The 23,161-nt window shown below is 52.6% G+C and carries 25 protein-coding genes and 1 other annotated feature; of the genes, 10 read left to right on the top strand and 15 right to left on the bottom strand.

The genetic code is table 11. The annotated features are described in order from the left end of the window. Window positions 1-58: 58 nt before the first annotated feature. The 3 genes from P2W74_RS11180 (at window position 59) to osmB (ending at window position 1,587) form a co-directional block, all read left to right on the top strand. Window positions 59-250, top strand: coding sequence for a YciZ family protein (locus P2W74_RS11180; protein ID WP_192612377.1), 192 nt, complete (start codon window positions 59-61; stop codon window positions 248-250). Window positions 251-347: 97 nt separating this feature from the next. After that, entirely contained in the window at window positions 348-1,100 is a 753-nt protein-coding gene (gene yciT / locus P2W74_RS11175; protein ID WP_276295176.1) for a DNA-binding transcriptional regulator YciT, read from the top strand. A gap of 268 nt (window positions 1,101-1,368) precedes the next feature. Then, window positions 1,369-1,587, top strand: a complete 219-nt coding sequence (osmB, locus tag P2W74_RS11170) for an osmotically-inducible lipoprotein OsmB (protein ID WP_162383533.1) — start codon at window positions 1,369-1,371, stop codon at window positions 1,585-1,587. A gap of 110 nt (window positions 1,588-1,697) precedes the next feature. On the opposite strand, the gene yciH is transcribed toward osmB, so the two are convergent. The 5 genes from yciH to pgpB form a co-directional block, all read right to left on the bottom strand. Next, a complete protein-coding gene (gene yciH, locus P2W74_RS11165; RefSeq protein WP_276294981.1) occupies window positions 1,698-2,024 on the bottom strand; it encodes a stress response translation initiation inhibitor YciH in 327 nt (108 codons plus the stop codon). Then, entirely contained in the window at window positions 2,024-2,761 is a 738-nt protein-coding gene (gene pyrF / locus P2W74_RS11160) for an orotidine-5'-phosphate decarboxylase (RefSeq protein ID WP_276294980.1), read from the bottom strand. The genes yciH and pyrF overlap by 1 nt, the downstream gene beginning before the upstream one ends. Window positions 2,762-2,948: 187 nt before the next feature. Next, entirely contained in the window at window positions 2,949-4,118 is a 1,170-nt protein-coding gene (gene lapB, locus P2W74_RS11155; RefSeq protein WP_276294979.1) for a lipopolysaccharide assembly protein LapB, read from the bottom strand. A gap of 6 nt (window positions 4,119-4,124) precedes the next feature. Then, entirely contained in the window at window positions 4,125-4,433 is a 309-nt protein-coding gene (locus P2W74_RS11150) for a LapA family protein (protein WP_276294978.1), read from the bottom strand. A gap of 150 nt (window positions 4,434-4,583) precedes the next feature. After that, entirely contained in the window at window positions 4,584-5,348 is a 765-nt protein-coding gene (gene pgpB / locus P2W74_RS11145; RefSeq protein WP_276294977.1) for a phosphatidylglycerophosphatase B, read from the bottom strand. A gap of 195 nt (window positions 5,349-5,543) precedes the next feature. Here pgpB and ribA point away from each other — a divergent pair, with 195 nt between their 5' ends. Continuing rightward, complete coding sequence (ribA, locus tag P2W74_RS11140; RefSeq protein WP_276294976.1) at window positions 5,544-6,134, top strand: GTP cyclohydrolase II; 591 nt, start codon at window positions 5,544-5,546, stop codon at window positions 6,132-6,134. Window positions 6,135-6,213: 79 nt separating this feature from the next. Here ribA and acnA read toward each other — a convergent pair whose 3' ends face one another. The 6 genes from acnA to topA all read right to left on the bottom strand — a co-directional run bounded on the left by acnA (window position 6,214) and on the right by topA (window position 13,851). Beyond that, entirely contained in the window at window positions 6,214-8,889 is a 2,676-nt protein-coding gene (acnA, locus tag P2W74_RS11135) for an aconitate hydratase AcnA (protein WP_276294975.1), read from the bottom strand. Between the two features lie 189 nt (window positions 8,890-9,078). Beyond that, entirely contained in the window at window positions 9,079-9,174 is a 96-nt protein-coding gene (gene ymiC / locus P2W74_RS23590) for a small membrane protein YmiC (RefSeq protein ID WP_276294974.1), read from the bottom strand. A gap of 255 nt (window positions 9,175-9,429) precedes the next feature. Continuing rightward, a complete protein-coding gene (locus tag P2W74_RS11125; RefSeq protein ID WP_412767228.1) occupies window positions 9,430-9,603 on the bottom strand; it encodes a hypothetical protein in 174 nt (57 codons plus the stop codon). Next, the gene (locus tag P2W74_RS11120) at window positions 9,604-9,744 is read right to left on the bottom strand and encodes a YmiA family putative membrane protein (RefSeq protein WP_276294973.1); all 141 of its coding nucleotides are present in this window, start codon (window positions 9,742-9,744) and stop codon (window positions 9,604-9,606) included. A gap of 325 nt (window positions 9,745-10,069) precedes the next feature. After that, window positions 10,070-11,044, bottom strand: a complete 975-nt coding sequence (gene cysB / locus P2W74_RS11115) for an HTH-type transcriptional regulator CysB (protein ID WP_192612388.1) — start codon at window positions 11,042-11,044, stop codon at window positions 10,070-10,072. A gap of 209 nt (window positions 11,045-11,253) precedes the next feature. Then, window positions 11,254-13,851 carry a type I DNA topoisomerase gene (topA, locus tag P2W74_RS11110; protein WP_276294972.1) on the bottom strand — a complete coding sequence of 866 codons (2,598 nt, stop codon included), beginning with the start codon at window positions 13,849-13,851 and terminating at the stop codon, window positions 11,254-11,256. A gap of 395 nt (window positions 13,852-14,246) precedes the next feature. On the opposite strand from topA, the gene P2W74_RS11105 reads away from it, so the two are divergent. Then, a complete protein-coding gene (locus P2W74_RS11105) occupies window positions 14,247-14,498 on the top strand; it encodes a YciN family protein (RefSeq protein WP_003020616.1) in 252 nt (83 codons plus the stop codon). 35 nt (window positions 14,499-14,533) lie between these two features. On the opposite strand, the gene sohB is transcribed toward P2W74_RS11105, so the two are convergent. Continuing rightward, window positions 14,534-15,580 carry a protease SohB gene (sohB, locus tag P2W74_RS11100; RefSeq protein WP_276294971.1) on the bottom strand — a complete coding sequence of 349 codons (1,047 nt, stop codon included), beginning with the start codon at window positions 15,578-15,580 and terminating at the stop codon, window positions 14,534-14,536. Between the two features lie 236 nt (window positions 15,581-15,816). Between sohB and P2W74_RS11095 the strand changes: the two genes are divergently transcribed. Both P2W74_RS11095 and cobO read left to right on the top strand, forming a co-directional pair. Beyond that, window positions 15,817-16,578, top strand: coding sequence for a YciK family oxidoreductase (locus P2W74_RS11095; protein WP_276294970.1), 762 nt, complete (start codon window positions 15,817-15,819; stop codon window positions 16,576-16,578). Beyond that, window positions 16,575-17,165, top strand: coding sequence for a cob(I)yrinic acid a,c-diamide adenosyltransferase (gene cobO, locus P2W74_RS11090; protein ID WP_276294969.1), 591 nt, complete (start codon window positions 16,575-16,577; stop codon window positions 17,163-17,165). The genes P2W74_RS11095 and cobO overlap by 4 nt, the downstream gene beginning before the upstream one ends. 86 nt (window positions 17,166-17,251) lie before the next feature. Here cobO and rluB read toward each other — a convergent pair whose 3' ends face one another. The 3 genes from rluB to rnm all read right to left on the bottom strand — a co-directional run bounded on the left by rluB (window position 17,252) and on the right by rnm (window position 19,726). Continuing rightward, window positions 17,252-18,127 carry a 23S rRNA pseudouridine(2605) synthase RluB gene (gene rluB / locus P2W74_RS11085; RefSeq protein WP_276294968.1) on the bottom strand — a complete coding sequence of 292 codons (876 nt, stop codon included), beginning with the start codon at window positions 18,125-18,127 and terminating at the stop codon, window positions 17,252-17,254. Between the two features lie 100 nt (window positions 18,128-18,227). Beyond that, entirely contained in the window at window positions 18,228-18,848 is a 621-nt protein-coding gene (locus tag P2W74_RS11080) for an L-threonylcarbamoyladenylate synthase (protein WP_203361022.1), read from the bottom strand. Beyond that, window positions 18,845-19,726 (bottom strand): RNase RNM, encoded by an 882-nt coding sequence (gene rnm / locus P2W74_RS11075; protein WP_276294967.1) that lies wholly within the window; start codon window positions 19,724-19,726, stop codon window positions 18,845-18,847. Before rnm ends, P2W74_RS11080 begins: the two co-directional genes overlap by 4 nt. Window positions 19,727-19,862: 136 nt before the next feature. On the opposite strand from rnm, the gene trpL reads away from it, so the two are divergent. From trpL to trpD, 3 genes are all read left to right on the top strand, one after another. After that, window positions 19,863-19,907 carry a trp operon leader peptide gene (gene trpL / locus P2W74_RS11070; RefSeq protein ID WP_193568659.1) on the top strand — a complete coding sequence of 15 codons (45 nt, stop codon included), beginning with the start codon at window positions 19,863-19,865 and terminating at the stop codon, window positions 19,905-19,907. Next, window positions 19,884-19,977, top strand: a sequence feature (Trp leader region). (Overlaps the previous gene by 24 nt.) 23 nt (window positions 19,978-20,000) lie before the next feature. After that, on the top strand, window positions 20,001-21,563 hold the full coding sequence (locus tag P2W74_RS11065; RefSeq protein WP_276294966.1) for an anthranilate synthase component 1: 1,563 nt from the start codon (window positions 20,001-20,003) through the stop codon (window positions 21,561-21,563). Next, the gene (gene trpD, locus P2W74_RS11060; protein WP_276294965.1) at window positions 21,563-23,158 is read left to right on the top strand and encodes a bifunctional anthranilate synthase glutamate amidotransferase component TrpG/anthranilate phosphoribosyltransferase TrpD; all 1,596 of its coding nucleotides are present in this window, start codon (window positions 21,563-21,565) and stop codon (window positions 23,156-23,158) included. Before P2W74_RS11065 ends, trpD begins: the two co-directional genes overlap by 1 nt. Window positions 23,159-23,161: the final 3 nt, after the last annotated feature.

Here is a 23,161-nt window from a genome sequence, read left to right as displayed (position 1 = left end):
CCTTCTCTTTTGCGATGATTTTCTGCATCATTAAAATCAAACACCTTCTGACGTAAGGATGACAACCATGTCTGATATCGACGCACAACGTGTCGCTGAACGAATTGATACCGTGCTGGATATCCTTGTCGCTGGCGATTACCACTCTGCCATCCATAACCTTGAAATACTGAAGGCAGAGTTGTTAAGCCAGGTGAAAGACGATGTGGAATCGTCGTCAAAACACCCCAGATCCCCTTGGGAGATCTAACAATACAGGGCTCCATCTGACGTCGGGCGCGACCTGACTCAGAATACGTAGCACTCTTTTACTCCACGGTATGGATACCATTATAAAAATTAAAGCGATGAATTCCCGACAACAATCAATTTTACAAATGGTGATTGATAAAGGCCGCATGAGTGTGGCCGAGCTGGCGAAAATCACCGGTGTTTCTGAAGTGACGATTCGACAGGATCTCAACACGCTCGAGAAACAGAGCTATCTGCGCCGTGCTCATGGTTTTGCCGTTTCACTGGACAGTGAAGATGTTGAAACGCGCATGATGACTAACTACACCCTCAAACATCAGCTTGCCGAGTTTGCGGCCTCTCTGGTCAACCCGGGTGAATCGGTCTTTATTGAAAACGGCAGCAGTAACGCGCTTCTGGCCAGAACGCTGGCTGAACAAAAAGACGTGACGATTATTACCGTCAGCAGCTACATTGCGCACTTGCTGAAGGGAACTCCCTGCGAAGTGATCCTGCTTGGCGGGATCTATCAGAAAAAAAGTGAAAGTATGGTCGGTCCCTTAACCCGGCAGTTCATCCAACAGGTTCACTTCAGTAAGGCTTTCATCGGGATTGATGGCTGGCAGCCTGAAACCGGATTTACGGGACGGGATATGATGCGTTCTGATGTGGTCAATGCGGTTCTTGAAAAAGGGGCGGAGGCCATTGTGCTGACCGACAGCTCCAAATTCGGCACCGTACACCCGTATACGCTCGGTCCATTATCCAGGTTCAACCGTGTGATTACTGATTCAAAAATCAGCGCTAACGACCAACAGGAACTGGAGCTCGCCGGGTTGACGGTGAACATCATTGAATCCCAGTCCTGACCGCTTTTCAGATGATTTGCCGGGCGGCAAATCATCTCCTCTCTCTGAGATTTTTCCGATCAGCCAATTAAGACTATTTACCTTTAGTAAATGAATCAAAGTCGTAAAATTAATGTTAGCGATATAACAGGGAGTGACTATCACCTGCGTGATAATAGGCTACACACCTGCGCAACACGGTTTTACGGAATGCTTCTTTGATGGCCTCTATCTTAGCTATAGTTAAAGAGACTTGCTTCCGTGAATCATTAATTCAGGAGAAAGTATTATGTTTGCAACGAGCAAAAAAATGACCGCCGCGGTTCTGGCAATTACCCTTGCGATGTCTCTGAGCGCATGTTCTAACTGGTCAAAACAAGACCGCAGCACGGCAATTGGTGCAGGCGCTGGTGCAGTCGGCGGCGCGGTCTTAACTGACGGCAGCGCGCTGGGTACGCTGGGTGGTGCTGCTGTGGGTGGTATTATCGGCCACCAGGTGGGTAAATAATTTACGGTTGACCGACTCAATACAAAAATACACTATTTCTGACCTGGTCTGACTTAAAATAATATTTACAGCTACATTTGAAGCCACGGAATATACCGTGGCTTTTTTCGTTAGCCGCCAGCCAATTTAACTTTCATTCCTTTGGCTTCCAGCAACGATTTAATCAGATCGCGCTTATCGCCCTGAATTTCAATGACACCCTCTTTCACCGCACCGCCGCAACCGCATTTTTTCTTCAGTTCAGCGGCCAGTTTTGTCAGCTCAGCATCATCCATATCAATGCCGGTAATCAGGCAAACGCCTTTACCTTTACGACCGCTGGTCTGACGCTGAATACGGACAATGCCATCACCTTTAGGACGCTCAGGCGCTACCTCTGGCTCATTAATACGCCCAGAGTCTGTTGAGTACACCAGACGGCTGTTGGAATCGTTCATTATGCTCCTCGTTTCAGAGACGCGTTGATGGCTTTCAGGGTTTGTGCAGGGTCTTCTGACTGCGTCACCGGACGACCAATCACCATATAATCCACACCCGCAGACATCGCCTGTTCTGGGGTCATAATGCGACGTTGATCGCCAGCATCACTCCCATGAGGACGAATACCCGGCGTCACCAGTTTAAACGCTTCGCCAAACGCCTGTTTGAAACGCACGGCTTCCTGCGCTGAACAGACCACACCGTCCAGGCCACAGTTTTGCGTTAAACGCGCCAGCCGTTCTGCATGCTCCGCAGGTGACAACGTCACGCCGAGATCAAGCAAGTCGCTCGCTTCCATGCTGGTCAGCACTGTCACCGCAATCAGCAATGGCGCGTCTTTGCCAAACGGCATTAATGCTTCGCGTGCGGCGGTCATCATTCGCGACCCTCCCGATGCATGCACATTGACCATCCAGACGCCAAGTTCTGCGGCGGCGGCAACCGCATGGGCGGTGGTATTGGGGATATCGTGAAATTTCAGATCAAGAAAGATATCAAATCCACGCTGCTGCAAATCACGAACGAGTTGCGGCCCGAAGAGCGTGAACATCTCCTTGCCTACTTTCAGGCGACAATCACGGGGATCGATTTTGTCGACGAAAGCCAGCGCTTTATCACGATTATTATAATCCAGGGCAACAACGACAGGAGAATCAGTAGCAGCGCGAGAAGAAGATGAAGCAGTAAACGTCATGACCAGACCTTCTTATGATGGGCGCCGGGTGTGGCGCGAAATAGGTAAACGGCGTGCATTCTACCCGCGAGAGGCTCAAATTAACAGGCGCGTTTGCATTCCTGCCAGACTCCGTTGCACGATTGCCGGAGGTTGCGGGATGAGAAACAATAAGGATGTTGTAACTAAAATAAGATTTTTTTTAAAACTACTGGCCGTCAAGACCGCGAATCGGTTTGATGGTCGACCACGCACGGCAGGAAGGACAGTGCCAGTACAGAGTATAAGCCGTGAAGCCGCATTTCTGGCAACGATAACGAGGCTTACTGCGCACCTGCTCGCCGACCATATCGCGCAGCACCATCAAACTCTCTTTGGCACGCCCTTCTTCTGCTTCATTAAGGTGGTAATCCATCAGTTTATGGAATACGCGCATCGTGGGATGACGCTGCAACTGACGGGTGATATAGACCTGTGCGACATCATTGCCTTCACGCCCTTCCAGAATATCAGCCAGCATTAATTCCGCAGCGGCGCCGGTGTTCTCTTCTACTGCCCGGCGTAAAAACTCAGCCCATTCGTCATTCTTCCCGAGCTGTTGGTAGCAGGTCTGCAGCATCTCCAGCGTTTCGCTTACCAGCTCTTTATCCTGAGAGATGACGCGCTGCAGGCACTCAACCGCTTTGCCGTAGTCGCCATTTGCCATATAGACCCGCCCCATCATGATGGAGACTCTGGCGCTATTTTTGTCTGCCGCGGCACCTTTCTTTAACAGCGCCATGGCGCGATCCAAATCGTCACTGCCCATCTGTTGCAGCGCTAACTCGCAATAGAAATGGGCAATTTCAATACGCTGTTTATCCTTGCCGAGTTTCACCAACCGCTCCGCCACATCGATCGCTTTTTGCCAGTCGCTGGTCGCCTGGTAGATTTGCAGCAGTTGCTGTAACGCGCTGATACGAAAGTCTGTTTCATCAATCAGTTGGGTAAACATGTCTTCCGCGCGATCATACAATCCCGCCGCCATGTAATCACGACCCAGCTGTTGAACCGCCAGCAGGCGCTGTTCATAGGTCAGCGAGGCGCTTTCCATCAAGGTTTGGTGAATGCGGATGGCCCTGTCGACTTCGCCACGTGAGCGAAACAGGTTTCCGAGGGTGAGATGAGCCTCAACGGTGCCGGTATCCTCTTTTAGCATGTCGAGGAACAGATCCACCGCTTTGTCCTGTTGGTTGCTCAGGAGGAAGTTAACCCCGGCGACATAGTCGCGAGACAAGCGGTTAGCTTCATCCTGTTTTGTTTGTTGCGCACTTCTGCGACCCATATACCAGCCATACGCTGCCGCTACAGGTAAAAGCAGAAACAACAACTCCAACATAAATGATTATTCCTTTACAACCGACGAATCGGCAGTTACCGCAACGTCGGTCGCAGACGAAAGCTGGTTTTCCAGTCGTTTAATTTTACGTTCTGCACGTGTCAGAGATACGCGAACCCGTAGCCAGAACAGACCGCAAATCAACCAACCAATGGCAAAACCTGCGGCAAATAATACGGCAAGCAAGGTAGAGATACGATACTCGCCCTGAGCCAACAGGTAATTAAACGTCACCTGTTGATCGTTTTGCGCACCCAATGTTACCGAAATAACAAAAATCGCCAACACCAGTAAGAAAATGAGTAAATATTTCACATTACTTCCCGTTATGTGGTTTGAGCGAATAAATCGTGTTCAACTTACCGCATTAATCCTGTTAAATTACCATTTTCACGACGAGTGCGAAATGGAAAAGCGCCCTGCCAACAAATGATTTAAGGGCAAATTACGGAAAATCAACCACGATCAGTCTTCTTGTTCACGTTCTGCAATCTCACGGACCTCTTCCACCGGCGGTGTTAAAGGCCCGCACAACTGTTGCGCCAGCCAGGTCGCCAGCGTCACCAGAAGCCAGGATATCACGGTTGCCACCACTAAATCGCGAGGCCAGTGCATCCCCAACACCATCCGGCTTCCCATCACACCCGTCGCCCAAACCAATAACACCGCAATCGTCAGGGTTCGTCTGCGTGGCCACAACAGTCCCACGGCCAGTAATGCCCAACTGGCCGCAAACATCGTGTGTCCGGAAGGAAATGCGAAACCCGTCTCTTTTTGCCAGTGTTTGCGTAAAAAGCTCGGAATATCATGCTGTCCGGACAGCTGTTCTTTCACTAAGTTACCACGTTCTTTACGCTTTAAAGTGTAGAACTCATCAACAGGAATATGGTGCGTTTTTTCCAGCCAAATGACAAACGGACGGGGTTCCTGTACGCGTTCTTTGACCCAGGATTTTATCCCCTGCCCCAGCATAATCGCCGCCGCGAGGATCGCAAATAGCATAATGGCCGCTTTGAGGCGAAAGCGTAAACACCAAAGAAACCAGACGCACAGAATCACATGGGTGATAATTCCCCAGGGCTGAGTGACCGTTTCAGTTACCCAGTATAAGGCTTTTAACCACCAGACATTATGTCCCGGTTGCCAGTGCCAGCCCGAGCTCCATACGGCAACAGGCATCACAAGTAACAACGCGGCGCCGACAGCGGTACGTTTGGCAATTGAAAGCATGAACTCTCCCCTTTGATAACTCTCGCAATGATAACCGAAAATGACGCAGGTCGGGAAAATTGACAAATTTGTGCCATTCCAATTTCGGACACGCGACAGCAATTAGGTGAAGTCCGTCGGCTTATGGCAAAATAGCCCAATACAGAAGCCTACAGGCGACGGCACGTCAGGTGCCAGCATAATCTGGAGAAATACATGCAGCTTAAACGTGTGGCAGAAGCCAAACTGCCAACCCCATGGGGCGATTTCCTGATGGTGGGATTTGAAGAACTGGCAACCGGACACGATCACGTCGCGCTGGTCTATGGCGATACTTCAGGGAAAACACCAATCCTCGCGCGTGTCCATTCTGAATGTTTAACAGGCGATGCGCTGTTCAGCCTGCGCTGTGATTGCGGGTTTCAGCTCGAAGCCGCACTGTCGCACATCGCCGAAGAGGGTCGCGGTATTCTGCTGTATCACCGCCAGGAAGGACGTAATATTGGTCTGCTCAACAAGATTCGCGCGTATGCATTGCAGGATCAAGGCTACGACACGGTTGAAGCCAACCACCAATTAGGGTTTGCCGCAGATGAGCGTGACTTTACCCTTTGTGCGGATATGTTCAAGCTGCTGGGGGTGGATGAAGTTCGCCTGCTCACCAACAATCCGAAGAAAGTCGAAATCCTGACAGAAGCAGGCATCAATATCGTTGAGCGCGTCCCGCTGATTGTCGGGCGTAACCCGAAAAATGCGCACTATCTGGATACTAAAGCCGCCAAAATGGGCCATTTATTGGATGAGTAAATGCCCGTCCTGCGCGGCCCGGTAAGAAAGTGCCCTCTTACCGAGAAAAAAGCCTGCTCACGCAGGCTTTTTTGATCGTTTAGTGCAGCATATTACGGATCACGTAGTGCAGAATGCCATCATTCTGGTAATACGTTAACTCGGTCGCCGTATCAATGCGGCATCGACAAGGAACCACCTCTGTACTGCCATCAGGCCGGGTCAGGGTGACCGGAATCGTCGCGCCTGGTTTCAGCTTTTGCAGATCCGCAATATCAATGATTTCCTCACCGGTCAGCGCAAGAGTTGTACGGCTCACCCCTTGCGGGAACTCCAGGGGCAAGATCCCCATCCCGATCAGGTTCGAACGGTGAATGCGCTCGAAGGACTCCGCAATCACCACGCGGATCCCCAGTAATCGTGGCCCTTTCGCCGCCCAGTCACGACTTGATCCTGAGCCGTACTCTTTCCCGGCGATAACCGCCAGCGGCGTTTTCTCCTGTTGATACTGCATCGCCGCATCGTAGATCGCCACAACTTCGGAGCCCGGTAAATGACGCGTCATGCCGCCTTCGACGCCTGGCACCATTTCGTTACGAATACGAATATTGGCAAATGTGCCTCGCATCATCACTTCATGGTTGCCGCGCCGCGAACCGTAGGAGTTAAAGTCTTTACGTTCTACGCCACGCCCTTGCAGATAGCGCCCTGCCGGGCTATCCGGTTTGATGCTCCCGGCGGGCGAAATGTGATCGGTGGTGACAGAATCGCCCAGCATGGCGAGAATACGCGCCCCATGAATATCTTCAACCGGATCTGGTTGAGCCTGCATCTCGTCAAAGAAGGGCGACAGGCGAATATACGTCGAATCCTCCTGCCAGCCATAGGTGTCTGAGCGCGCAATCTCAATGGCTTTCCATTCCGGTGTGCCTTCAAAGACTTCCGCGTACTCTTTGCGGAACATCTCCGTTGAGACCTGCTCAACGGCGCGGGCGATCTCCTGTGCCGACGGCCAGATATCTTTCAGATAGACCGGGTCGCCTTTTTTGTCATGACCAAGCGGATCTTTCACCAGATTAAGGTTCATATTCCCGGCCAGAGCATAGGCTACCACCAGCGGCGGCGACGCCAGCCAGTTGGTCTTCACCAGCGGATGGATTCGGCCTTCAAAGTTTCGGTTACCCGAAAGCACCGCCCCCACGGTCAAATCCCCTTTTTTGATGGCGGTTTCGATAGGATCGGGCAACGGGCCGGAGTTACCGATACAGGTGGTGCAGCCATAGCCCACCAGGTTGAATCCAAGCTCGTCGAGATACGGCGTAAGCTTCGCCTTTGCCAGATAGTCGGAGACCACTTTTGAACCGGGCGCCAGCGAGGCTTTAACCCAGGGTTGGCGTTTCAGTCCCAGCGTCACCGCTTTTTTCGCCAGTAACCCTGCGGCCATCAATACGCTGGGGTTTGAGGTATTGGTACAAGAGGTGATGGCCGCAATCACGACTGCGCCATCCGGTAACTGGTATTGATGACCGTTCAGAACATAATCAACAGGCTTCCGGTCTTTCTGCGCCGTGTTCAGTTCCAGTGCGCTACTGGCGGCAAAGGCTTTCGGTACATCGCCCAGAGCGACCCGGTCCTGCGGACGTTTCGGTCCCGCCAGGCTCGCTTCAACCTCGCCCATGTCTAATTCCAGCGAACTGGTGAACACCGGCTCATCGCCAGCGTTGCGCCACATGCCTTGCGCTTTCGCATAGGCTTCCACCAGCGCGACCTGTTCGTCGCTACGCCCGCTTAACGTCATATAATCCAGTGTGACGGCATCAATTGGGAAGAAGCCACACGTCGCCCCATATTCTGGCGACATATTCGCGATAGTTGCCCGATCGGCCAGCGGCAGCGAATCCAACCCATCGCCGTAGAATTCGACGAATTTGCCCACCACGCCATGCTTACGCAACATTTGCGTGACCGTCAGCACGAGGTCAGTGGCAGTGATGCCTTCCTGCAATTTACCGGTCAGTTTGAATCCCACGACATCAGGGATCAGCATCGACACGGGTTGGCCCAGCATCGCCGCTTCCGCTTCGATCCCCCCGACACCCCAACCTAATACCCCCAGTCCATTTATCATGGTGGTGTGCGAGTCAGTTCCCACCAGCGTATCCGGATACGCCACCCACTCGTCATCCTGTAACTCGCTCCAGACAGCTTTGCCCAGATATTCCAGGTTAACCTGGTGGCAAATGCCAGTTCCCGGAGGGACTACGCTGAAGCGGCTAAACGCCTGCTGCCCCCAGCGTAAGAAGACATAACGTTCGTGGTTACGCTCCATCTCCAGCCGGACGTTTTCGTCAAACGCGCTATCATCGCCAAAATGATCGACCGTGACCGAATGGTCAATCACCAGATCAACGGGAGACAACGGGTTTACTTTGGCCGTATCGCCCCCCAGACGTTTTACCGCCTCACGCATCGCGGCCAGATCGACCACCGCCGGAACACCGGTAAAATCCTGCATCAGAACACGGGCTGGGCGATAGGCAATTTCACGGTCGGCATGGGCGTTTTTCAACCAGCCCACCAGTGCCCGGATATCTTCCTCAGTGACCGAGTCTCCATCCTGCCAGCGCAGGAGGTTTTCGAGCAGAACTTTTAATGATTTGGGTAAGCGGGTGATGTCACCCAAAGATTTGGCTGCCAGCGGCAGGCTGTAGTAATGCCAGGTTTTGCCTTTGGCCTGCAACGTATCCTTACTGGCCTCTCGTAGGGTTGACGACATAGCTCCTCCTTAATAACAGGGTTTGCGAAACCCGGATTCTCCTCAGGGTTAGTATTAAAGATAACACAAACAAAATGTAACGTTTTGATAACAACCCAAATTGATAAAAGAGGAGGAACGTTGCAAGAGGGAATCAATACAAAACAATGCCCGACGGCATGGCGCTATCGGGCAGTGAGAAGAAGAGAATTAACGGATAACGAACCCCAACAATGAGGCCCAGAATAACAGCGAGACGAAGAACGTGCTTAGCCATGACCAATATTTAAGACTGCATGTTTGCATAAGCGACACCCACATTTGCTCAGAGGATAATATGTGCGCCATATTTCAGGCGACATATGCTGCAACCACGTTCGCTCACCTCAGCCACTGACTGTGATAAGCCCCCAGGGCGCCTCTCACCTGCCGTAATACGGCAAGCCGAACCAGGAAAATTAACTGAGATTTTCTCAGCGCGATATTGCTGTGGTGTAGGAATAATGACAGCTCAGGCTATTAATAATCTGAACTAAAAAGTGAGAATAAGAATTTTATCGATTATTTTTTCTGTTGCTCATCATCCGCAAATAAATCAATAAATGCCTGCTGCTGTTGCGTCAGTGTCCAGGACTCTGGAATTTGCGTCACGCATCCCGTTGCCGTTTCTTTCTCGTCATCACAATGCGGAAGTTGTTTTGACAAGGCGGACTGCTGCTCTTGTGTGACCATCATTTATCCCCACACTTTCCAGATCAACAGCGCAACCGCAACCCAGAACAGTGCGGAGCCAACAAAAACCACGAGCCAGGCTTTGCGTTTCAGCTCAGGGTCTCGGCGTGGTTCCTGGTTTCCAGACGGCATTGCTAACCTCATACAATCGGTATCACTTATTATTTTAGCACCAAACGATTGATGCAACTAATCATTAGATGAGACAAATCCTAAAGAAACTTTAGTCAAAAATCCAGCGAATTTACGCATCGTTTCCAGTGAATAAATCAATCTTTTGACACGAAATAAATATTTGGACGGTGAAATTTGCGAGGCGGGGAATTTATAACTACTTTGCGACCTCATTACCTTGAATATTATGCGGTTACTATTTACAGGATCGCTGATTCAATTTCCAGGTCAATATATCCGACATTATTTTGGTATCTCCCCTTCACAGGAGATACCAAAAAGAGTGCATTCGCGATTACTTCTCAGGCAGTTTAATATCGTTAAACATGGCTTCGATTTCTTCATTAGAACGTAATGCCACTGCGGTATCTACCACATCACGCGTCAAATGCGGCGCGAAACGCTGAATAAAATCATACATATAACTACGTAAGAATGTGCTGCGGCGAAAACCGATCTTGGTGGTGCTGTGGCTGAAAATATCATGCGCATCAACACGAACAAGGTCAGGATCGGCAATAGGATCCACCGCCATACTGGCGATCACGCCAACCCCAAGCCCCAGCCTGACGTAGGTTTTGATAACGTCCGCATCCGTTGCGGTAAAGACAATACGCGGTGTTAAGCCGGCACGAGTAAACGCGGTGTCCAGTTCAGAACGTCCGGTAAAGCCAAAGGTATAAGTCACCAGCGGATATTGCGCCAGCTCTTCAATCGAGACCGATGATTTCGCCGCCAGCGGATGCTCCGGAGTCACGACAATAGAGCGGTTCCAGTGATAGCATGGCAGCATGACCAGATCGTCGTACAGATGCAGCGCCTCGGTGGCGATGGCAAAATCAGCATTGCCTTTGGAGACCGCCTCCGCAATTTGGGTTGGCGATCCCTGATGCATATGCAACGACACGCGTGGATAGCGCTCGATAAATCCTTTGATGACATTTGGCAGCGCGTAGCGTGCCTGAGTATGCGTGGTGGCAATATACAGCGAGCCTTTATCTGGCCACGTATGCTCCCCGGCTACCGACTTAATCGCATCAACCTTTGACAACACTTCACGCGCGATGCGAATGATTTCCTGCCCCGCCGGGGTGACTTGCGTAAGATGTTTCCCGCTGCGGGCAAAAATCTGGATACCAAGCTCATCTTCCAGCATACGAACTTGTTTACTGATGCCCGGCTGAGAGGTGTAAAGTCCTTCTGCTGTTGAGGAAACATTAAGGTTGTGATTAACCACCTCAACAATATAGCGAAGCTGCTGTAATTTCATGTTAGCCATCCAGATTTGCGCCATCAGATCATCGTTTGAGAGCAAACTCCGCCGAGTTGCTAATACGATTTAATAATAAGAAAGTCGATAACTATAACCACTATATCATTTATATCTGTAGTGTATAGACGTGACGAAAAAATAATAAGTCACCCATAAAAAAGGCCGCTTTCGCGACCTTTTTACACCAAATAACTGTCAGTTAACGGTTATTTCTTACCTTCCACCCATTTGCCGTCAACGAAGAAGGCTGACCAGCCGGTCGCTTTTCCGTCTTTTTCCGCAGCAACATATTGCTGTTTCGTTTTACGACTGAAGCGAACCAGAGTCTTGTTACCTTCGGCGTCCTGTTGCGGCGCATCGGCCAGATAACGCAGTTTTTCCGGCAAACGATCGCGGAAGCGGTACAGCTCTTCCACTAACGGCGCACGTGTTTCACGTGATTTCGGGAACGTATTCGCCGCCAGGAAGATACCTGCCGCCCCGTCACGCAGGACGAAGTAAGCATCAGATTTTTCGCACGGCAGTTCAGGCAGCGGCACCGGATCTTCCTTCGGTGGAGCCACTTCGCCGTTACGCAAAATCTTACGGGTGTTTTTGCACTCGTCGTTGGTGCAGGCCATGTATTTACCAAAACGCCCCATTTTCAGGTGCATTTCAGAGCCACATTTCTCACACTCAACGATCGGGCCGTCATACCCCTTGATGCGGAACTCGCCCTCTTCGATTTCGTAGCCGTCACAGGTTGGGTTGTTACCACACACGTGAAGCTTACGTTTTGGATCGATCAGATAGCTGTCCATCGCCGTGCCGCATTTCTGGCAGCGACGTTTAGCACGCAAGGCGTTGGTTTCTGCATCATCGCCTTCGAGCACGTTCAGTATTTCGTTTTCCGGCACCAGGTTAATGGTGGTTTTGCAGCGCTCTTTCGGCGACAGGGCATAACCGGAACAACCGAGGAATACACCGGTGCTGGCGGTACGAATCCCCATCTGACGACTACAGGTTGGGCAGTCGATACTGGTCAGCACCATCTGATTCGGACGCATACCGCCCTCTTCAGGATCTTTCTCTGCTTTATCCAACTGCTGAGTAAAATCACTGAAGAAGTTGTCGAGCACCCCTTTCCATTCGGCTTCGTGATTCGCCACCTGGTCAAGGCTGTTTTCCATTTGCGCGGTAAAATCGTAGTTCATCAGCTCGCGGAAGTTTTCTTCCAGACGGTCGGTGACGATCTCGCCCATCTTTTCCGCGTAAAAACGACGGTTCTCAACGCGCACATAACCACGATCCTGAATCGTAGAGATGATTGACGCGTAGGTCGAAGGACGACCGATACCGCGTTTTTCAAGCTCTTTCACCAGCGACGCTTCACTAAAGCGTGCCGGCGGTTTGGTGAAGTGCTGCGCCGGGGTCAGTTCGACCAACGTCAGCACATCGCCTTTATTCACGGCAGGCAACGTGCGGTCTTCATCACCTTTACGCAGCGCAGGCATCACTTTTGTCCAGCCATCAAAACGCAGGATACGACCACGCGCTTTCAGACGGAAATCCCCTGCGCCAACGGTCAGCGTGGTGGAATCGTACTGTGCCGGGGTCATCTGACAGGCGACAAACTGACGCCAGATCAGTTGATACAGTTTCTGCGCATCGGCTTCCATATCCTTCAGGGCTTCGGCCTGAACGGAGACATCGGAGGGACGAATCGCTTCGTGCGCTTCCTGCGAGTTTTCTTTGCTCGCGTACTGATTGGCGTTCTCCGGGAGATATTTCTTACCGAAGTTGTCGTTGATGTAATCACGCACCATGGATACCGCATCCTGACTCAGGTTTGTTGAGTCGGTACGCATGTAAGTGATGTAACCCGCTTCATACAAGCGCTGCGCCATCATCATGGTTTTTTTAACGCCAAAGCCCAGACGCGTGCTTGCCGCCTGCTGAAGCGTGGAGGTGATAAACGGCGCGCCCGGCTTGCTGCTGGTCGGTTTATCTTCACGTTCCAGCACGCTATAGCGCGCGTTCTCCAGCAGACTCACCGCCGCCAGCGTTTGCTCGCGGTTAACCGGACGGAACGGTTTATCGTTCTGGTGCGAGACCTCCAGCGGTAACGCATCGCCAGACGGCGTGGTCGTGCTGGCATCAATTTCCCAGAACTCTTCAGGAACAAACGCTTTGATCTCGCGCTCGCGCTCAACGACCAGGCGCACGGCGACAGACTGGACACGACCGGCTGACAGGCCACGCGCAATCTTTTTCCATAACAGCGGAGAGACCATATAGCCCACGACGCGGTCCATAAAGCGACGCGCCTGTTGAGCATTAACACGATCAATATTCAGTTCACCGGGCTTTTCAAATGCCTGGCGAATGGCGTTTTTGGTAATTTCGTTAAACACCACACGACTGTAGCGTGTGTCATCACCCCCGATCACTTCCCGCAGGTGCCAGGCAATGGCTTCCCCTTCGCGGTCAAGGTCGGTTGCGAGATAGATGTGGTCAGCTTTTTCAGCCAACTGTTTTAGTTCAGAGACAACCTTCTCTTTGCCGGGCAGCACTTCGTAGTGCGCGTCCCAGTCATGCCACGGGTCAACCCCCATACGATTGACGAGCGCGCCACGTTCATCCTTTTTGGGCTTTTTGGCCGTTTTGGTGGAGGTAGAGTCGGCGCTCTTTTTAGCTGCTGAGCCACTGGTCGGCAAATCACGGATATGACCCACGCTGGATTTCACCACGTAGTCATTACCCAGATACTTGTTGATCGTTTTGGCTTTTGCCGGGGACTCAACGATGACAAGAGCTTTACCCATATTCACCTTTACCTAAATTGATTCTTCCAGGAATGCGTCGCACGTTGATTCACCTTCCGCTGGCGACGAGACACCGATATGGTCTCTGCGACGACGGATATCAACCCCTTGAACTGACTGTGTGCACGAAATAGTCAGGTGACTGAGTTAACAGGCTTTTTAGCACACAAGCGCTATAGCACGACGGAATTGTGGTCGAATGTCAAGCAAATCTGTTGCCAGATTGACGAAAGCGTCACACTGTACCTGATAAAATCCGTTACGCAACTTTATTAGCATGCAAAAACAAATCTCGCCAGTGATGCCCATGTCATAAAGCCCTCGGTTTCCTCATGGAATATTTGCCCATAAGCGGCGCTCGGCGTAGACTAATGTCCTTGTTTAAGGAGTAAAAAATGCACAAAGACACTCAACCCATCGATCGTGAAACACTGCTGATAGAAGCCAACAAAATCATTCGTGAGCATGAGGACACGCTGGCGGGGATTGTAGCCACCGGTGTGACACAGCGAAACGGCGTGCTGGTCTTCAGTGGTGATTACTTTTTAGACGAGCAAGGATTGCCGACCCCAAAAAGCACCGCAGTGTTTAATATGTTTAAACATTTAGCCCATGTGCTCTCTGAGAAGTATCACCTGATCGATTGAAAGCAAAACGCGAGGCCAGTGCCTCGCGTTTTCGTTTACATCAGCGGCTTTTGCCCGCGCTGCCACCAGCGAAGCAATAGCTTGTCCGCGCTTTCTGCTGCACTGCCCGTAAAACGATCGATCAGCTTTTTACGTTGCATAAAACGCACGCTCAGCACTTCGCGACCGTCCATCAGACCAAGTATAACGTCATCACTGGTATTGACCTCATCCACAAGCCCTTTTTCCAGCGCCTGTTGGCCATACCAGTGTTCACCGGTCGCCACCTTTTCGATGTCCAGGCTCGGACGCATCCGCTGTACAAACGCTTTAAACAGATGATGGGTTTCATTCAGATCTTCACGGAATTTCTGGCGCCCTTCTTCTGTATTTTCCCCCAACAGCGTCAGCGTGCGCTTGTACTGTCCGGCAGTGTGCAACTCAATATCGATCTCTTTGCCTTTCAGGAAGCGATTAAAGTTCGGAATTTGTGCAACGACCCCAATCGATCCCACAATGGCGAACGGCGCCGAGACAATTTTATCGGCCACGCAGGCCATCATATACCCGCCGCTAGCCGCCACTTTATCGACCGTCACGGTTAAGGGAACCTGCTTATCGCGCAGGCGCTGTAATTGTGACGCCGCCAGACCATAGCCGTGGACAACGCCCCCGGGGCTTTCCAGGCGAACCACCACCTGATCCTGAGGTTTAAACACCGCCAGCACCGCGGTCACTTCTTCACGTAATGCGCTCACTTCGTGCGCATCCATGCTGCCTTTAAAATCAAGCACCCAGACACGGGGTTTCCCGCTGTCGTCACTCTCGCCCAATTTCGCTTTGGCTTTCGCGGCCTTCGCCTCCAGCTTGTGTTTCTTTTTCTGCGCCTTATGCCAACGTTTTTGCTGTGCGCCATCAAGCAGGCTCATCGCCAGCTCTTCTTTCATCTCTTTATACTGCTCACTGAGATTCGTCACCCGTAACTCACCGCGTTGACGTTTACGCTGGGTAGCATTCACAACAATCATGGCAATCACGCCAATCGCCACCACCACGGTGACGATCTTTGCCAAAAATAACCCATATTCAGACAACAATTCCACGAGTCCCACCTTGGTTAAACATTCCAACTTCGCCTCAGTGTACAACAGGCCTGTGAACCCGTCTCGCTTCATCCACCTGGCGGTGACTCAGTGAAAAACATGACAAAGCGTTCATTTTACGGCGTTATCGCCGTTGACTGATTGAAAAACCGTAGGGTTTCAGGCATAAAACCAAAAAGTTAATGAAAAGATAAGACAACTGGCAGGGTGACCCAACGCGTCACCGAGGAGTAGCCGTGCATTACCAACCCAAACACGATTTACTGCAGGACCGTATTATTCTGGTCACTGGCGCCAGCGATGGTATCGGCCGGGAGGCCGCGCTCACCTATGCCCGCTACGGCGCCAGCGTCATTTTGCTCGGCCGTAATGAGGAAAAACTGCGTCAGGTGGCGCAAACCATCGCCGATACGACAGGCTCAATGCCACAGTGGTTTACGCTGGATTTGCTGACCTGCACCTCAGAGAACTGCCATCAGTTGGCCCAGCGCATTGAAGCGCACTACCCACGCCTTGACGGTGTATTGCACAACGCCGGACTGCTCGGCGATATTTGCCCGATGAGCGAACAGAATCCGCAGATCTGGCAGGAGGTGATGCAGGTTAACGTCAACGCGACATTTATGCTGACGCAGGCATTGCTTCCTTTATTACTCAAATCGGATGCCGGTTCACTGGTGTTTACCTCGTCAAGCGTCGGGCGACAGGGCCGCGCTAACTGGGGCGCTTATGCGACCTCCAAATTTGCAACGGAAGGTATGATGCAGGTGCTGGCAGATGAATATCAAAATCGTCAATTGCGGGTCAATTGCATCAATCCTGGTGGGACACGCACCGATATGCGCGCCAGTGCCTTTCCAACAGAAGATCCGTTAAAACTGAAAACACCCGCCGATATTATGCCGCTCTATCTGTGGCTGATGGGCGATGACAGCCGTCGCAAAACCGGTATGACTTTTGATGCCCAACCGGGCCGTAAACCAGGAATCGCCCAATGAGTGAAGAACGCTATCAACAGCGCCAGCAGCGCGTAAAAGACAAGGTTGACGCCCGCGTTGCGGCAGCACAAGACGAACGCGGAATTGTGATTGTGTTTACCGGCAACGGCAAAGGCAAGACAACCGCCGCGTTTGGTACGGCAACGCGTGCAGTCGGCCATGGAAAGCACGTCGGCGTGGTGCAGTTCATCAAAGGAACCTGGCCAAACGGCGAGCGGAATTTGCTTGAACCCCATGGCGTAGAGTTTCAGGTGATGGCGACAGGTTTTACCTGGGAGACGCAAAATCGCGAAGCCGATACCGCTGCATGTCTGGCCGTCTGGGAGCACGGTAAACGCATGCTGGCCGACGCGACACTGGATATGGTAGTGCTGGACGAGTTGACCTATATGGTGGCGTACGACTATCTGCCGCTTGAAGAGGTCCTGAACGCCTTAAAGGCGCGCCCAGCGCATCAAACGGTGATCATCACGGGTCGTGGTTGCCATCGGGATATTCTGGAGCTGGCGGATACCGTGAGCGAACTGCGCCCGGTCAAGCACGCCTTTGAAGCGGGCGTGAAAGCCCAAATGGGTATTGATTACTGACTGTAGGCCGGATAAGGCGCTTGCGGCGCCATCCGGCACCGCGCAATTGCCTGATGGCGCTTACGCTTATCAGGCCTACAAAAGCGTTAACCGTTGTTGTTACGACCGCCGGAACGACGACCGCTGCCAACCTGGCTGTGACGTTTCACCGCACGGCGAATCTGATTCGCTTTCATGCGACGTCTGTCTTTCTCGACGACCACTTTTGACGCGGTTTCTGGCTGCAACTCCACCAGTTCGCGTAAATAGTTAGTCTGCGCAAGATCCAGCTCGGTCCAGCCGCCACGCGGAAGACCTTTTGGCAGCGGAATGTCACCGTAACGTACGCGAATCAAACGACTCACCTGCACACCTACGGCTTCCCACAGGCGGCGTACTTCACGGTTACGTCCTTCGGTCAACGTTACGTTGTACCACTGGTTAATCCCTTCACCGCCGCTGAACTTGATGGTTTTAAAGGCAGCAGGACCATCTTCCAGTTGTACGCCGCGGCTCAGATCGCGCAGTTTTGTCTCATCGACCTGACCAAAGACACGCACAGCGTATTCGCGCTCAACTTCACGGCTGGGGTGCATCAGACGGTTTGCCAGTTCGCCATCCGTCGTAAACAACAGCAAACCGCAGGTATTCACGTCCAGACGCCCTACCGCAATCCAGCGCGCGCCACGCAGTTTTGGTAAACGATCAAAAACAGTAGGACGACCTTCCGGGTCGTTGCGGGTACACAGTTCGCCTTCAGGCTTGTAATAGGCCAGAACGCGACAAATTTGTTCTGCAGACTCTTTCACCGAGATCAGGTGACCGTCGATACGGATTTTCAGACCCGGCGTCACTTCAACGCGATCGCCAAGCGTGGCAATTTTGCCGTCAACGCTCACACGACCGGCTTCAATAATGGATTCGATTTCACGGCGGGAACCGTGGCCAGCGCGTGCCAGCACTTTCTGTAACTTTTCGCTCATAGAGCTTCCTTTAGGTGTCGCCTTCACAGGCGTCGAACAGGAGAATCAACGGCGCTATACAGCGCCATTTTAAGGCCGCGTAGTATACAGAGTTGCGCCCTTATAAGAAAGGTTTAACGTCGCCGACGCCTTCGCGCAAGACCACCGGAGAATCATCGGTTAAATCAATAACCGTCGTGGGTTGTTGGCCGAGATAGCCCCCGTGGATAATCAAATCAACCAGCTTCTCAAGGCGATCTTTGATCTCTTCCGGATCCGACTCGGTAAAATCACTGCCCGGTAACATCAACGATGTCGAAAGCATCGGTTCACCCAGAGCGGCCAGCAACGCCAGCGCAATCGGGTTTGATGGCACGCGAAGGCCAATGGTTTTACGTTTTTCCTGCAACAGGCGACGCGGCACTTCTTTGGTTCCTTTCAGGATGAAGGTGTAGTTGCCCGGCGTGTTGTTTTTAATTAAACGAAACGCGACGTTATCAACAAAGGAATAGGTCGACAGTTCCGACAGATCCCGACACATCAGCGTAAAATTATGCCCATCTGGCAGATGACGAATACGGCAAATGCGCTCCATGGCGCCTTTATCTTCGATTTTGCAGCCAAGCGCATAACCGGAATCGGTTGGATAAACGATCACCCCGCCTTTACGCACGATCTCGACGGCCTGGTTAATCAGGCGCGGCTGCGGGTTTTCCGGATGAATATAAAAAAACTGGCTCATACTTCCCTCACTGTGGTGTCTTCGGGCTGCTCCCATAACTGCCATACGCCTTCGACGCCTGCTGGCAGCCAGAGCTTACGACCCAACTCAATCCACGGGCACGGTTGATGAAAATCAGACCCTTGCGATGCCCATAATTGATTCTGGCGCGCCAATGTCGCCAGTTGAGTACGTTCATTGGGAGATTGCTGGCATTGCGCGACTTCCATCGCGTCACCGTGGTGTTCAGCAAAATGCGCAACTAATCTTTTCAGCCACTTAGCGCTAAGGTCGTATCGCCCAGGATGGGCCAGCACCGCCTTACCGCCAGAATGATGAATCACATCAATAGCTTGTTCTATTGTACACCACTGTGGGGGAACGTATCCGGTTTTCCCACGCGAAAGATACTTTTTGAACACATCCGCCATAGTGGTCGCTTTACCGCATTCCACCAAAAAGCGGGCAAAATGCCCGCGTGTAACCGCCCCGCCGTCTGCAAGGCGTAGCGCCCCTTCCCATGCACCGGGGATGTGGGCCTTTTCCAGGCGCTCAGCAATCAAACGCGCGCGCTGCTGGCGACGCTCCGTTTGTTCGGCCAAAAATTCACACATCAGCGGATGGGCGATATCGATATTCAGCCCCACAATATGGATCTCGTGATTTTCCCAGATCGTCGAAATTTCGACGCCGGCAATCAAATTCAGGGCTAACCCGGAACGTGAAATTTCTTCTCTTGCCGCCGGAATAGCGGCTGTGGTGTCATGATCGGTGATCGCCAGCGTGCCGACTCGCATCTCTACTGCACGGTGTACCAACGCTTCTGGCGTCAACCGTCCATCGGACGCCGTTGTATGACTGTGCAGGTCATAAATCACTGCGTAATTCGTGTCGCTCAAGGCGAGCTCCCGTCTTAATAAAGGTTCTTTCACACACATCATAACGTTTCCGGCAAATTTACTGAAATCAGGTGTTGACAAAAATCTATCGAACTAGTTAACTAGTACACAAGTTCACATGAAGAAGGTATCTGAAATGAAAGCTCAATTCGTACTGCAAGGTTGGTGGCGCACTTCCTGATTTCGGGCAGTGTCTTAGCAGCTATATGCAACCAGATACCCGGCCCGCCAATATGAGCGGGCTTTTTTTTGAACAAAATGAATGAGAAGAACAATGCAAACACAAAAACCGACACTCGAACTGCTCTCCTGCGATGCCGCTTACCGCGAAAACCCGACGGCACTGTTCCATCAGGTCTGTGGCGATCGACCTGCCACACTGTTACTGGAATCCGCCGACATCGACAGTAAAGATGACCTCAAAAGTCTGCTGCTGGTTGACAGCGCGTTGCGCATTACCGCATTAGGTGACACTGTCACCATTCAGGCATTATCAGATAACGGCGCTTCCCTGCTGCCACTGCTGGATGCCGCACTGCCCGCCGGGATTGACAACGAGCAGCTTGCATCAGGTCGCGTTCTCCATTTTCCGCCGGTCAGCCCGCTGCTGGATGAAGATGCCCGCCTGTGTTCACTCTCCGTGTTTGACGCGTTCCGCCTGTTGCAGAACCTGGTGAATGTGCCCTCGCAAGAGCGGGAAGCGATGTTCTTCGGTGGTCTGTTTGCCTATGACCTGGTGGCCGGTTTTGAAGACTTACCGCAGCTTGAAGCCGGTAATCGTTGCCCGGACTACTGCTTCTACCTGGCGGAAACGCTGATGGTGATTGACCATCAAAAGAAAAGTACCCGCATTCAGGCCAGCATTTTTACCTCTGATGCGGCTGAACGTCAGCGTCTGGCGCAGCGTCTGGCGCAATTAACCCAGCAGTTGACCGAGACCGCGCCGCCGTTGCCTGTCACCGCCGTTCCGCATATGCGTTGCGAATGCAATCAGAACGATGAAGAGTTCGGCGTTGTTGTACGCAGCATGCAAAAAGCCATTCGTGCAGGTGAGATTTTTCAGGTGGTCCCGTCACGCCGGTTCTCACTGCCCTGCCCGTCGCCGCTCGCGGCCTATGATGTACTGAAAAAGAGTAACCCCAGTCCGTATATGTTCTTTATGCAGGACAACGAATTCACGCTGTTTGGCGCATCGCCAGAAAGCTCGCTGAAATACGATGCCACCAGCCGTCAAATTGAGATCTACCCCATTGCCGGAACGCGGCCACGCGGCCGTCGCGCGGATGGCACTCTGGACCGGGATCTGGACAGCCGTATTGAGCTGGAAATGCGTACCGATCACAAAGAGATGTCCGAACATCTGATGCTGGTTGACCTTGCCCGCAATGATTTGGCGCGGATCTGTACTCCAGGTAGTCGCTACGTCGCCGACCTGACGAAAGTTGACCGCTACTCCTTCGTGATGCACCTGGTCTCCCGCGTGGTGGGCGAGTTGCGTAGCGATCTGGATGTTCTGCATGCTTACCGCGCCTGCATGAATATGGGCACCCTTAGCGGCGCGCCAAAAGTCCGCGCCATGCAGCTCATCGCGAATGCCGAAGGGCGTCGTCGCGGCAGCTATGGCGGCGCCGTCGGCTATTTTACCGCCCACGGCGATCTGGATACCTGCATTGTGATTCGCTCTGCCCTTGTCGAAGATGGCATTGCCACCGTGCAAGCTGGCGCCGGGATTGTTCTCGATTCTGTTCCGCAGTCTGAAGCCGATGAAACCCGTAACAAAGCGCGCGCGGTGTTGCGCGCTATCGCCACCGCGCACCATGCACAGGAGATTTTCTAATGGCTGACATTCTGCTGCTCGATAACATCGACTCCTTCACGTACAACCTGGCAGATCAGCTACGGACCAACGGTCATCATGTGGTGATTTACCGCAACCATATCCCTGCCCAGACGCTGATTGACCGTCTTGCGACGATGAAAAATCCGGTACTGATGCTCTCTCCGGGCCCTGGCGCGCCAAGTGAAGCCGGTTGCATGCCGGAGCTGTTGACCCGTCTGCGTGGCAAATTGCCGATTATCGGTATCTGCCTCGGCCATCAGGCGATTGTTGAAGCCTACGGTGGCTATGTCGGTCAGGCAGGCGAAATTCTGCATGGCAAAGCGTCAAGCATTGAGCATGACGGCCAGGCGATGTTTGCCGGTCTGGCAAATCCGCTGCCCGTCGCGCGTTATCACTCTCTGGTTGGCAGCAATGTGCCTGCCGGGCTGACCATCAACGCCCATTTTAACGGGATGGTGATGGCGGTACGTCACGATACGGATCGCGTCTGCGGCTTCCAGTTTCATCCGGAATCCATTCTGACCACTCAGGGCGCTCGCTTGCTGGAACAAACGCTGGCGTGGGCGCAACAGAAGCTGGAGCATACCAACACGCTGCAGCCTATTCTGGAAAAACTGTACCAGGCACAAACGCTTTCTCAACAGGAGAGCCATCAGCTGTTCTCTGCCGTGGTACGCGGAGAACTGAAGCCGGAACAGCTGGCGGCGGCGCTGGTCAGCATGAAAATTCGTGGCGAGCATCCTAACGAAATTGCCGGTGCGGCAACCGCATTGCTGGAAAACGCGGCACCGTTTCCGCGTCCTGACTATCTGTTCGCCGATATCGTCGGTACCGGCGGTGATGGTAGCAACAGTATCAATATTTCCACCGCCAGCGCCTTTGTGGCGGCGGCGTGCGGCATGAAAGTCGCGAAACACGGCAACCGTAGTGTTTCCAGTAAATCCGGCTCTTCTGATTTGTTGGCGGCCTTCGGCATTAATCTGGAGATGAATGCCGACAAGTCACGCCAGGCGCTGGACGACCTCGGCGTCTGCTTCCTGTTTGCACCGAAGTACCATACGGGTTTTCGCCATGCGATGCCGGTGCGCCAGCAGTTAAAAACGCGCACGCTGTTCAACGTTCTGGGACCGCTGATTAACCCGGCGCACCCCCCGATTGCCCTGATTGGCGTCTACAGCGCTGAACTGGTGCTGCCGATTGCCGAGACGTTGCGCGTTCTGGGATATCAACGCGCCGCGGTGGTCCACAGCGGTGGAATGGACGAAGTCTCCTTGCATGCGCCGACTATCGTTGCCGAGCTACACGAGGGTGAAATCAAAAGCTATACGCTGACGGCTGATGACTTTGGCCTCACCCCTTATCATCAGGAACAGCTGGCAGGCGGCACGCCAGAAGAAAACCGTGACATTCTGACACGCTTGCTACAAGGTAAAGGTGAAGCCGCCCACGAGGCTGCTGTCGCCGCGAATGTCGCCATGCTGATGCGCCTGCATGGCGAGGAAGATTTGAAGGCCAATGCGCAAACCGTCATCACTGTTCTGCGCAGCGGCGCAGCGTATGACCGGGTCACCGCACTGGCGGCAAGAGGGTAAATG

The organism is Citrobacter enshiensis (assembly GCF_029338175.1).
GTDB lineage: Bacteria > Pseudomonadota > Gammaproteobacteria > Enterobacterales > Enterobacteriaceae > Citrobacter_D > Citrobacter_D enshiensis.
Note: the sequence above shows the minus strand (reverse complement) of the source record. Positions and strands in the feature narration are given on the sequence as shown.

Bases quoted from the DNA above. Each gene is read 5' to 3' on its own strand.
- P2W74_RS11180 (WP_192612377.1), top strand. From the start codon at position 59: ATGACAACCATGTCTGATATCGACGCACAACGTGTCGCTGAACGAATT.
- yciT (WP_276295176.1), top strand. From the start codon at position 348: ATGAATTCCCGACAACAATCAATTTTACAAATGGTGATTGATAAAGGC.
- osmB (WP_162383533.1), top strand. From the start codon at position 1,369: ATGTTTGCAACGAGCAAAAAAATGACCGCCGCGGTTCTGGCAATTACC.
- yciH (WP_276294981.1), bottom strand. From the start codon at position 2,024: ATGAACGATTCCAACAGCCGTCTGGTGTACTCAACAGACTCTGGGCGT.
- pyrF (WP_276294980.1), bottom strand. From the start codon at position 2,761: ATGACGTTTACTGCTTCATCTTCTTCTCGCGCTGCTACTGATTCTCCT.
- lapB (WP_276294979.1), bottom strand. From the start codon at position 4,118: ATGTTGGAGTTGTTGTTTCTGCTTTTACCTGTAGCGGCAGCGTATGGC.
- pgpB (WP_276294977.1), bottom strand. From the start codon at position 5,348: ATGCTTTCAATTGCCAAACGTACCGCTGTCGGCGCCGCGTTGTTACTT.
- ribA (WP_276294976.1), top strand. From the start codon at position 5,544: ATGCAGCTTAAACGTGTGGCAGAAGCCAAACTGCCAACCCCATGGGGC.
- acnA (WP_276294975.1), bottom strand. From the start codon at position 8,889: ATGTCGTCAACCCTACGAGAGGCCAGTAAGGATACGTTGCAGGCCAAA.
- ymiC (WP_276294974.1), bottom strand. From the start codon at position 9,174: ATGCAAACATGCAGTCTTAAATATTGGTCATGGCTAAGCACGTTCTTC.
- P2W74_RS11125 (WP_412767228.1), bottom strand. From the start codon at position 9,603: ATGATGGTCACACAAGAGCAGCAGTCCGCCTTGTCAAAACAACTTCCG.
- P2W74_RS11120 (WP_276294973.1), bottom strand. From the start codon at position 9,744: ATGAGGTTAGCAATGCCGTCTGGAAACCAGGAACCACGCCGAGACCCT.
- cysB (WP_192612388.1), bottom strand. From the start codon at position 11,044: ATGAAATTACAGCAGCTTCGCTATATTGTTGAGGTGGTTAATCACAAC.
- topA (WP_276294972.1), bottom strand. From the start codon at position 13,851: ATGGGTAAAGCTCTTGTCATCGTTGAGTCCCCGGCAAAAGCCAAAACG.
- P2W74_RS11105 (WP_003020616.1), top strand. From the start codon at position 14,247: ATGCACAAAGACACTCAACCCATCGATCGTGAAACACTGCTGATAGAA.
- cobO (WP_276294969.1), top strand. From the start codon at position 16,575: ATGAGTGAAGAACGCTATCAACAGCGCCAGCAGCGCGTAAAAGACAAG.
- rluB (WP_276294968.1), bottom strand. From the start codon at position 18,127: ATGAGCGAAAAGTTACAGAAAGTGCTGGCACGCGCTGGCCACGGTTCC.
- P2W74_RS11080 (WP_203361022.1), bottom strand. From the start codon at position 18,848: ATGAGCCAGTTTTTTTATATTCATCCGGAAAACCCGCAGCCGCGCCTG.
- P2W74_RS11065 (WP_276294966.1), top strand. From the start codon at position 20,001: ATGCAAACACAAAAACCGACACTCGAACTGCTCTCCTGCGATGCCGCT.
- trpD (WP_276294965.1), top strand. From the start codon at position 21,563: ATGGCTGACATTCTGCTGCTCGATAACATCGACTCCTTCACGTACAAC.